Source organism: Pseudomonadota bacterium (genome assembly GCA_026388315.1).
GTDB lineage: Bacteria > Desulfobacterota > Syntrophorhabdia > Syntrophorhabdales > Syntrophorhabdaceae > MWEV01.
Genome location: JAPLKA010000058.1, coordinates 119,894 through 130,444, shown reverse-complemented (window position 1 = coordinate 130,444; position 10,551 = coordinate 119,894). Strand labels below are relative to the sequence as shown.

The following is a 10,551-nucleotide window of genomic DNA, read 5'->3' as shown; positions in this document are numbered from 1 at the left end:
GCCGGAGAGAATGCCTGTTACCTGCTCCTGGCATTTATCTCACTGAAGATGGAGATGAACTGGAGAACAACGAAAATAGGGAAGGTACGTCCTAATTTGCCCCTCTATAAAAAATTTACACAATTATGTTGACAGTACCCATAAGATGGGCAAACACTATAACCTGTCCAACGGATATTGGGGAATTCCTTAGAAAATATCAAAGCTCTGAGGAAACGTTCAGCATTCAGGATATTGGTGAGCATAACAAAGAAACATTGGCAAAATTGTTCTTTAAAGATGTAATCGAGTGTAAAGACCTTCATTATAATGATTTGAGAAGCATGGCAGGATTAAGTTCAGATATTTAAGGGAGGTGAGGGCAACTTATGGAAAACATTAAAATGGATAGGGCATTTGAGTACGAGAACGGATTCTATCTGACCTCGTCTGTGGATAGGATCAGCAAATTTGCGACGCACATGGATCTTTTTAGAAAAGTCTCTCATCTCGCAGGTGATATCGTTGAATGTGGAGTCTTTAAGGGAGTTTCTCTAAGTAGATGGATAAAATTCAGAGCTCTTTTTAATAATCCATTCAGTAAAAAAATAATTGCATTTGACGTGTTTGGAGAATTTCCGGAGGCAGGATATGATTTAGATAAAAAGAAACGTGACCAGTTTATCAATGAGGCTGGCAGTAAGGGGATATCAAAAGAAAAACTGATTGCCATATTAAAAAGATTGGAACTTTATCAGAACATCGAACTGATTAAAGGAAACGTTCTTGAGACAATCCCCGAATATGTAGAAAATAATTACCACATAAAAATATCACTGCTCCATATCGATGTGGATTTATACGAGCCCACAAAGATGGCGCTTGAGGTGCTTTACCCGCATGTCGTAAGAGGCGGAATTGTTATCCTTGACGATTATGGCGCTTTTCCAGGCGCCAACAAGGCGGTAGATGATTTTTTCAGCGCTGAGAAAATAAGAATACAGAAGCTGCCATATTCTCACGCTATTTCTTTTATGGAGAAATCATAATCGCTTCAATTAAACCGGGGTAAATAATGCAGGAAAATAAAATATTGGCGATCATTCCGGCCAGGGGCGGAAGCAAAGGCGTACATAGGAAAAACATCGCGGATGTAAACGGAAGGCCGCTTATCGCATATACTATTGAAGCCGCCCTGCACTCTCGCTACATATCAAAGGTGGTAGTTTCATCTGAAGACGGGGAGATTCTAGAAATATCACAGAAGCTTGGAGCGGATATTCTGAAAAGACCTGAAGAGCTTGCGACAGATATTGCGCCATGCGAGCCGCTTATCAGCAATGTATTGTCTCAACTGAAAGAAACAGGGGAGATGTTTGATATGTTTGCGCTCCTTCAGCCGACGTCTCCGTTGAGAGACTCAAGTGACATCGACAGTGCCTTCACAAGTTTAATGGACAGGAAGGCTGAAGCTCTGATAAGCGTCTACGAACCTTCACATTCACCATTAAAGGCATTTGTCCTTAACAATAAAGGGTTGTTGAAAGGTGTTTTAGACAATAAAGCCCCTTTCAGATGCCGGCAGGAACTGCCGAAGTGCTATTACCCTAACGGGGCGATATTTATCATTTATACAAACATATTTCTTGAAAATAAAAGCCTTCTTGCAGATAGGACCATTCCTTATGTAATGCCGGAAGAAAGAAGCATGGACGTTGACACTCCCGAGGATCTGGAAAAGATATCGGAGTACCTGAGAAAAAGGAACGCCGCGCCAGGAGATAAGAAATAATGCGGCAAAACGGAGATATTTCAGGATGAGAATACTGATCGTTTCGTACGATAACGGGTCATACATAAACTGGTTCCCACAGGGGTTGGGGTATATAGCCGCTGTCCTGCTGAAGGAAGGATATCAGGTTGAAATCTATAATCAGGACAAGCATCATTATCCGGAAGAGCATCTGACAGAATATTTGAACAGGGGAAAGTTTGACGTTGTAGGCGTCGGCGTAATAGCCGGATATTACCAGTACAGGAAATTACTCGAAATATCCGAAGCGATCAGCAGATCAAAAAACAGGCCGCTTTATATCCTTGGCGGTTCGGGACCTTCTCCTGCGCCGGAATATTTTTTAAAGAAGACTGGTGCCGACATTGCCGTTATCGGGGAAGGAGAGGCGACGATCGCCGAAACGATGCAGACCGTAAAAAACGGCGCGGCGCTAAATGGGATTAAGGGGATAGCCTATAGAGAAGGAGATAAAATTATTGTCAATGAGAGGAGGCCTCTTATCAAAGATATTGATTCCATTCCGCTCCCGGCGTACGAATTGTTCCCTATGGACTATTACAGGCTGTTGAGACTGCCACATGCATCCAGTACGGATTTTCTTCTTCCGGTGCTATCGGGCAGAGGGTGCACGTTCAAATGCACATTCTGTTACAGGATGGATACAGGGTTCAGGCCCAGGAGCAGCGAGGGCATCATCGAGGAAATCAGGATGCTGAAACTTGACTACGGCGCAACCTACATCACGTTTTCAGATGAGCTTCTGATGAGTTCTATTGAAAGAACGACTTCTCTCTGTGAGGATTTTCTGAAGGCTGGGCTGAATATAAAGTGGTTTTGCAACGGGAGACTGAATTATGCGAAGCCAGAATTACTGAAACTAATGAAAAAGGCGGGTTGTGTTTTTATCAATTATGGCATCGAAGCCATGGATGATACGGTATTGAAGAATATGAAGAAATCCTTGACAACAAAGCAAATTGTTAAGGGTATAGAGGCGACGCTTGAGGCGGGGATAAGTCCCGGTTTCAATATCATTTTCGGAAATATTGGCGACAGTGGGGAGACCCTAAACAAAGGGGTGGAGTTCCTGTTGAAGTACGATGATGGCTCCCAGATGAGGACCATCCGGCCCGTTACGCCATATCCAGGATCCCCACTATACGACGATGCTATTGAAAAAGGGCTTCTACAGAATGTAGAAGATTTCTACGAGAATAAGCATGTGAACTCAGACCTACTGTCTGTGAATTATACAGAGATGGACGATGACGAGTTCCATCGCTGCCTGCTGGAGGCAAACTCACGTCTTGTGGAGAATTATTTCCGCAAGAAATGTGAAGGTGTCATAAAACAGGCCCAACGTCTATATCTTGAAAAAGATTCAGATTTCCGAGGATTTCGTCAATCTTGAAGACCTGATGCGACGTTGCCGGAAAAGAATATATTGGGTGGAATCACTTAGCAAAGACGGATTGGATATCGGATGATATGCGCAAAGCGGACAGATTTGTTATCTTAGAGAAAAAGATCTGTGTTCCTGTTGGCTAATAATATATGAGAAGGACTTCCATTATCTGGATCCAGCAGATCGGACTTGTTGATATTATTTCCTTTATCCTAAGATCCCTTTTCACCAAAGTGATTGTGTATTATGACGAGAAAATGGTCTCACCCTTCCCGATGCACTTCTTGAGAATTCTTGATCAGTTTGAACTCAGCAGAATATTTCAGAAAGCCTTTTTGACACATGATAGAAGTGATATTGGGAAATCAACTCTTGCCTACGTGATACGTGACGAGCTCGATCAATGCCTTGATGATATATGCAATCAATATGGATTAACGGAAGATATTCGATTAAAGAACATGGTGAAGTGTTACCTGTGTGGCAGTATTGGCTCTCGGATTACCTTCATCAACATGGTCAGAGAAAAAATAGATGCGAAAGGGATGTCGAAGGAGGCAGAACACAAAATCTATATTCGTAGACATTCACTAAATGCCTTTATAAGAAGGTTCTATGAACAGCATGGGTTGATCATCAAGGAATCGGGGATAGTCGGTGAAAATGTTGGTACCATTTTGAAGTTGTTTGCATATTTCGCAATAATCCTTTATGGGAAAGTTTTTTATAGGGGCGTTTTTACGAACATCAAGGAATCTAAGCCGGCCGTTTGGGTTGGATATGTTAATTCTAACTTTTTAGATTTCTGCTTCTGGCAGGATGGTGTGGACCGAGATAAGATTGAAATCGTTCATTTCCTTTTCGGAAGCGGTACCACAAAAAATACAATCCAGACCATGGAAGAACGCGGAAACAAATGGGTTTACGCCCATTTTCTCCCTGTCTTGCAAATGAGCGGGATAAGTCTCAATCAAATTGTGGGTACCATGAAGCGTCTTTTTAAGGACATTAATGATTACCCCTTGATTCTTGCCTACCTGTTCTTTTTAAATCATTTTTATTATTTAATATACAGGATTGTTTTCAAGAAGTTTCAGGTACGAGTCCTGATCCAGCATCACGATACATCATGGTTACAGGATATGTGGGCGAGGGCAATGGAAGATGCAGGGGGGATTTTGCTCAATTTCCATTGGTCTCATTCTCCAACCATTGCGAGACCGACTCATCTTTTTCCATTCCATGCCTTTTTCGTTTGGGGTGACGCTCTTTATTCCGTTATTCAAGAAGGGGGGCATACTTGTAAATACATCCTGCCCTCCGGGCTGTGGATTGTTGGCGATGACAATGATGCAGGAATTAAATCGTTCCCCAGAGAGGTTGATTTCATAATTACCCTGTTTGACTCAGCAGCAGCCTATAATATCCATCAGACAGAGGAGACGTTATCGCTCTTGTATCTGCGTATCCTTGAGTTGTTGGAAAAACAACCATCCTGGGGACTCATCGTGAAAAGTAAGGACTGGGGTGTAGATGGTTTAGAAAATCTTCCTGCTGGCAATCTGATTGTGCAAAAAATAAAACATCTAATGGCATCGGACAGGGCGCGAGTGCTGCCGTCCTCAACTTCTCCCGTTACGGCCGCATCCCAAGCCGATCTGTCGGTCTGTTATGGTTTGAATTCCGCGGGAATCATCGCTGCCGTGCATGGCTATAAAACTATCCACTGGGATTGCGCGGGGTGGCATAATCATCCATTTTATAAAGACAGGGAACAAAAATTTATCTTCCGAAACCTTGATGAAGTTGAGGCGGCGATTATAAGGGCCAGTGAAGGAGACGCCGCTATAGGAGATTTTTCCCGATGGAGAAAGTTATATAATTATTTCGATGATTTCAATGCATCAAGCCGGGTTGGGTCTTTTATCGAAGATTTTATCGATGAAATAAGTTCACATCATAATGTTGATGCTGCATTACAGGCGGCTGTTGATAAATACATGAAAGAAAATCAAGTCAGCGATTGTTTTTACAGGGTCGATTCCTGCAAGATGTGATGTAAGATGCTTTTAGTGGACACCAAAGTCGATGTACAGTAAAAAGACGGAGGTGTCAGAATGGAAAGGGTTCCAAAAAGTGTATTCACAAAGGAGTTCAAAGAGGAAGCAGTGAAAATGGTTACGGAGGGCCAATTGACCATACCGGAGATTGGGCGCAGATTATCAATCCCCAAGTTAACTTTAGCTCATTGGGTTAAGATAGCGAAGGAAGGTACATTAAATACCAACAGGAAACAAAGACCGGTTATCGGAGAGGAAATGGAGCTTACCCGCCTGAAGCGTGAGACAACAAACCCATGGTACCTTTCAGGACATAATCCATGCCACCACCTCAGGCGGTGGTCATTAACAATGGAGTGATTGCTTATGAAGATATTAGCTATTGGTGCACATTTTGACGACATAGAATTGGGTTGCGGCGGGACACTCATTAAGCATAGAGAAAAAGGTGACGAGATTTATCTTCTCGTTGTTACCCATTCTGCCTATGAGAGTTCTACGAAAGGTTTAAACAGAGAGAAGGCAGTTGCAAGAGCAGAGGGTAAAAGGAGTGCCCACGTTTTAGGGGCCACATTAATCTGTTGTGACAAAGAACCAATTACTTTAGTTTCTACCGAAAAACTTGTTCAGGAGATTGAAGAGATCGTAGACAGACTAAAGCCTGACCGTGTTTACACTCATCAACCCAACGATAGTCATGCAGACCACGCTGCGATAGGGTTTGTTTCCATGCGTGCATGCAGGAAGTGTGACGAAGTATTTTTATATCGAAGTAACTGGTATATTATGGATAATACCCAGGATGACAATTACTATTCTGACATATCCGATTATATCGAACAGAAGGTTGAGCTTTTAGAATTGTTTGAATCTGAGATGAAGAACGTCAACTATTCATGGATAGATTTTGTAAAAAGGCAGAATATGGCCTCTGGCGCTAAGGTAAACGTGATGTACGCAGAAACATTTCGAATTGTGAAAATGTTTTGGAAATAGAATGTTATCTTTATGAAATTAGCCATTCATCAGCCTGAATTTCTACCATGGCTTGGGTTTTTCAATAAGATGGTCTTGGCAGACCTTTATGTTGTATTTGATCATGTGCAATTTAAAAAACGGTATTTTGAAAACCGTAACCGGATTGTTTCCCCTAATGGAGAAATATCATTTATCGGTGTTCCCGTTGTTTCGAAAGGCAGGTATACCCAGGCAATTAAAGATGTTGAAATTGACAATACGCAGAAATGGAAAGAAAAACTTCTAAAGAATATCGTTCGTAATTACAGTAAAGCCCCCTACTTCAAAAACTATTATAATCAGATGGAAAACATTGTTAGTGCAAAGGACTATGGGTATCTTATTGATTTTAATATGGCAATGATAGAATTCTTCAGAGACGCATTGGGAATTATGACCCCCATGATTTACTCTTCACAGTTGAACGTTGATGAATACAAGGCTTCCGAATTGATTTTACAGATATGTATTTTAGAACATGCATATATATATTTATGCGGATATTCTGGCAGAGATTATCTGAGACAGGAAGATTTTCAAGAGAAAGGTGTTTATATCGAATGGCTTGATTATGTAACACCTAACTATAATCAGTTATGCCAAAAATTCACCCCCTATATGTCTACCCTTGATTTGCTTTTTAATTGTGGTGAGAAAAGCTTAGAAACAATCAAGGGACAAGGAAAAAGAGAGGAAGGTTAGGCTATGTTCATTCTCGGTTTAAATGACTCCAACTCTGCTGCGGCAATCATTAAAGATGGGCAGTTAATTGCGGCTGCACGCGAGGAACGGTTCGACAGAATTAAGTTTTCCGATGCATACCCGACAAGGGCCGTGAATTATTGTTTAAAAGCTGCAGGTGTAGGTTTGAAGGATATCGGATGCGTGGTCTTTGCATGGAATCCCGGCCATGAACTTGAACCCCAGGATTCCTCTGCAGCAGTAAGGTACCACAAAAATTTTCTCCACTACATTCCAAACAATCTTTTGCGCCATGTCGGAGGGAACAAGAGTAATAAACGAATCACTTATATGGAAGAAAAAGTTGCTTTTATTGAGGGGGAAATTAATATACATTTCGCTCCACACCATTCGTCTCATGCAGCCGGTGCTTTTTTCACATCCCCTTACGAAAAGGCCGCTGTTTTGACAATAGACGCTTATGGCGATGATATAACACATCAATTTTTTATCGGTGAAGGAAACCGATTACGCTCAATAGGAAGGACTCTTTTCCCACATTCTATGGGGCAGGTATTTGCGGCGATCACACAATATTTAGGATTCAGGGCCAATAGTGATGAATGGAAAGTGATGGGGCTTGCAGCCTATGGTGAGCCAGAGTACTATGATCAGTTTAAAAAGATTATCAGGTTTGATAAGAAAAAAGGTGAATTGCGCATTGATCTGGATTATTTCACATATTATATATGGAGTCCAAGGCGATATTCTGATGAATTTATTGATTTATTTGGTCCCGAACGGTATCCTGATGAAGAAATTACCCAGAAACATATTAATATTGCGAACAGTTTCCAGAAGCGTGTCGAAGATGTTCTCCTCGAAATGTGTGAGTATCTTGCAAGTCTAACGGGTTTGGATACGCTATGCTTGGCTGGTGGTGTCGCTATGAACAGCAAGATGAATGGTAGAATACTTTTTGAATCGCCATTTTCTAAGGTATGGGTGAAATCAAGCGCTGACGATGCGGGTTGTTCAATGGGGGCATGTTATTATTATTGGCACCACGTTATGGGTAAAGAACGTTGCTTCGTAATGGAACATGATTATTGGGGACCAGGTTTTTCTGACCCTGAGATTAAAGCCGCCCTCGATGATTCACTCGTATCGTATGAGTATCTGGAGAATCCGGAAAGAGAAGCGGCGAAATCGATATCGGAGAATAAGGTGATTGGATGGTTCCAGGGAAGGATGGAGTTTGGACAACGTGCCTTAGGGAACCGCTCAATTTTGGCTGACCCGCGTGACCCGGATATGAAAAATAAAATTAACCGCCTGATTAAACATCGTGAGTGGTATAGACCATTTGCTCCATCAGTCATGGCGGAATATCAGATGGATTATTTCTATTCAGATTCCCCAAGCCCGTTCATGCAAAAGGTATATCCGGTAAAAATTGATAAACATCACATAATACCTGCTGTTGTACATAATGACGGTACTGGAAGAATTCAAACGGTTACAAGGTCAAGCAATCTACGTTATTGGAAATTAATTGATGAATTTCGCAAGATCACGGGGGTTGCTGCTGTGTTGAACACATCATTCAATGATAACGATGAGCCCATCGTTTGTACCCCTAAAGATGCTATAAGAACTTTTTTTGGAACGGGGATACACGAGCTTTACATGGGTAATTATCGCATTGTCAAATCACCGAAATCTTAATATGTTATCATAAATAATATCGGAGACAATACGGGAAGAGGACCAACTGAAGACTATTATCGAGTATTAAACGATAATTATATAAGGGGTACGCTGACTTGCCTCAAGCCTGAAACGATTAAGTGTATCGTTAATACTAACTTTCCCAATGTTATAAATATTGAGCCAACAAATAGATGTAACTTGAAATGTTTTTATTGCCCTCGTGAAAGGGCAACCAAAGGAATTGGCTCTATGACATGGGAAATGTACACCCGCATTATTGATGAGATCTCTAATTATGATCAGCTAATGATGCTTAATTTCCATAAGGATGGGGAATCATTTCTTCATCCCCGGTTTATGGATATGGTCCGTTATGCAAAGAAGAGAGATGTGGCTAAAGTAATACACGTAAATACAAATGCATTATGCTGGACCGATAAGGTTATCGATGAATTGCTGGATTCTGGAATTGATGACATAACCATTAGCTTGGATGCTGCATGGAAAGAGACATATAAAAAACATAAAGGCATCGATTGTCTTGAAAAGGTTGAGGCGAGAATTCGGCGATTTTACGAAAGACGTAAGCAACTGGGACTCAGTCATCCATTTGTAAGAGTTAAAATTATGGAGTTCGGTGATATATCAGAGGAAGAAATTAAGGATTTTTTTAATAAGTGGCAAGGAATAGCTGATATGGTTCAGGTTACAGGAATTCATAACTGGAGCGGTGAGATCAAAAGCTTGACAGTCACGGACGAAACGTCTCCGGTGAGATACCCCTGTGTAATCATGTGGTATGCCCTGGTAATTAATTGGAATGGAGAGGCAACCCTCTGTTCCGTTGATTGGAATACAGAAATAAATGTAGGTGATTTAAATAAACAAACTATCAATGGGATATGGAATTCTAACAAAGTCAAAGATGCGAGAAGATCGCAAATAGAAAAGCAATATGACAAGTATGAAGTTTGTAAAAGTTGTGTTGTCTGGGTATCTATAGGAGATTTAACGGACTGGCTAACAGAGAAAAAGGAATTTTACCTTTAGTGAGGAAATCAATGCAATGAATTTCAACTCAAACAGGTTTGAGGTTTTTGGTATTATAAAGAATTCGCTAATCAAAGGAGATATTCGTTCTCTCATAAGAGGTGAAATCGTAATAGATGTCTGCACAAGATATTAAACAGGTATCCGGGATAATAGTTCAAGCCCGTATGGGTTCCACACGATTGCCGGGAAAGGTAATGATGGAACTCATTGATGGTAAGAGTGTCCTGGGTTATCTGCTCGACAGGCTTTCAGCATGCAAATATGCCCATAAAATTATTGTTGCAACAACCATAAATCCCCAGGACGATATCCTTGAACAGTGGCTACAAGATAATGGGTATCTATATTATCGAGGAAGTGAGGCGGATTGCCTCGATCGTTTTTATCAGGCATCACGGAAATTTAATCTTGATGTGATCGTCAGGATTACCTCTGATTGTCCTCTCATAGATCCTCAGATTGTTGATGATATGATCAGTTACTATATAGCGAATAAAGACTACATTGATTATCTAAGTAACAGGCAACACACAAATTTCCCCGAGGGAATGGATATTGAAATTTTAAGTTATAAAATTTTGCATGAGGCTGCTCAATTCGCATCTCTTCAAAGGGAGAAAGAGCATATTAATTATTATTTCCTTCAAAGGGACGATCAGTATCGAATTCGATATTATAATCATGGTTTAGGAATGGACTACTCACGATTTAAACTTTCCATCGATACTCGGTCTGATTTGGATTATATACGAACCCTCTTTCATGATTGGAGCCTGCCCTTCGGTTTCAATTTGAAGCAACTGATCGAAAAATTAAATTGCACATTTGGAGAAAATATTGACAACTGA

General features: G+C 41.0%; 11 protein-coding genes. All 11 read left to right on the top strand.

Features of this window, described 5'->3' with window-relative positions:
• Window positions 1-125 precede the first annotated feature (125 nt).
• Window positions 126-350, top strand: coding sequence for a hypothetical protein (locus NTX75_09535; protein MCX5816467.1), 225 nt, complete (start codon window positions 126-128; stop codon window positions 348-350).
• A gap of 18 nt (window positions 351-368) precedes the next feature.
• Window positions 369-1,028 (top strand): class I SAM-dependent methyltransferase, encoded by a 660-nt coding sequence (locus NTX75_09530; protein ID MCX5816466.1) that lies wholly within the window; start codon window positions 369-371, stop codon window positions 1,026-1,028.
• A 26-nt stretch (window positions 1,029-1,054) separates the two neighbouring features.
• Window positions 1,055-1,771 carry an acylneuraminate cytidylyltransferase family protein gene (locus tag NTX75_09525; protein MCX5816465.1) on the top strand — a complete coding sequence of 239 codons (717 nt, stop codon included), beginning with the start codon at window positions 1,055-1,057 and terminating at the stop codon, window positions 1,769-1,771.
• A gap of 25 nt (window positions 1,772-1,796) precedes the next feature.
• Entirely contained in the window at window positions 1,797-3,185 is a 1,389-nt protein-coding gene (locus NTX75_09520; GenBank protein ID MCX5816464.1) for a radical SAM protein, read from the top strand.
• A gap of 329 nt (window positions 3,186-3,514) precedes the next feature.
• Entirely contained in the window at window positions 3,515-5,236 is a 1,722-nt protein-coding gene (locus NTX75_09515) for a hypothetical protein (protein ID MCX5816463.1), read from the top strand.
• A 60-nt stretch (window positions 5,237-5,296) separates the two neighbouring features.
• A complete protein-coding gene (locus tag NTX75_09510; GenBank protein MCX5816462.1) occupies window positions 5,297-5,599 on the top strand; it encodes a transposase in 303 nt (100 codons plus the stop codon).
• Between the two features lie 6 nt (window positions 5,600-5,605).
• Complete coding sequence (locus tag NTX75_09505; protein MCX5816461.1) at window positions 5,606-6,235, top strand: PIG-L family deacetylase; 630 nt, start codon at window positions 5,606-5,608, stop codon at window positions 6,233-6,235.
• Window positions 6,236-6,247: 12 nt separating this feature from the next.
• Window positions 6,248-6,958: a WbqC family protein gene (locus NTX75_09500; GenBank protein ID MCX5816460.1), complete on the top strand. Its 711-nt coding sequence runs from the start codon at window positions 6,248-6,250 to the stop codon at window positions 6,956-6,958.
• A 3-nt stretch (window positions 6,959-6,961) separates the two neighbouring features.
• Window positions 6,962-8,665, top strand: coding sequence for a carbamoyltransferase (locus NTX75_09495; GenBank protein ID MCX5816459.1), 1,704 nt, complete (start codon window positions 6,962-6,964; stop codon window positions 8,663-8,665).
• Between the two features lie 159 nt (window positions 8,666-8,824).
• Window positions 8,825-9,700 (top strand): radical SAM/SPASM domain-containing protein, encoded by an 876-nt coding sequence (locus NTX75_09490; protein ID MCX5816458.1) that lies wholly within the window; start codon window positions 8,825-8,827, stop codon window positions 9,698-9,700.
• A gap of 116 nt (window positions 9,701-9,816) precedes the next feature.
• Complete coding sequence (locus NTX75_09485) at window positions 9,817-10,551, top strand: glycosyltransferase family protein (GenBank protein ID MCX5816457.1); 735 nt, start codon at window positions 9,817-9,819, stop codon at window positions 10,549-10,551.

Bases quoted from the DNA above. Each gene is read 5' to 3' on its own strand.
- NTX75_09530 (MCX5816466.1), top strand. From the start codon at position 369: ATGGAAAACATTAAAATGGATAGGGCATTTGAGTACGAGAACGGATTC.
- NTX75_09525 (MCX5816465.1), top strand. From the start codon at position 1,055: ATGCAGGAAAATAAAATATTGGCGATCATTCCGGCCAGGGGCGGAAGC.
- NTX75_09485 (MCX5816457.1), top strand. From the start codon at position 9,817: ATGTCTGCACAAGATATTAAACAGGTATCCGGGATAATAGTTCAAGCC.
- NTX75_09495 (MCX5816459.1), top strand. From the start codon at position 6,962: ATGTTCATTCTCGGTTTAAATGACTCCAACTCTGCTGCGGCAATCATT.
- NTX75_09500 (MCX5816460.1), top strand. From the start codon at position 6,248: ATGAAATTAGCCATTCATCAGCCTGAATTTCTACCATGGCTTGGGTTT.
- NTX75_09505 (MCX5816461.1), top strand. From the start codon at position 5,606: ATGAAGATATTAGCTATTGGTGCACATTTTGACGACATAGAATTGGGT.
- NTX75_09510 (MCX5816462.1), top strand. From the start codon at position 5,297: ATGGAAAGGGTTCCAAAAAGTGTATTCACAAAGGAGTTCAAAGAGGAA.
- NTX75_09535 (MCX5816467.1), top strand. From the start codon at position 126: ATGTTGACAGTACCCATAAGATGGGCAAACACTATAACCTGTCCAACG.
- NTX75_09520 (MCX5816464.1), top strand. From the start codon at position 1,797: ATGAGAATACTGATCGTTTCGTACGATAACGGGTCATACATAAACTGG.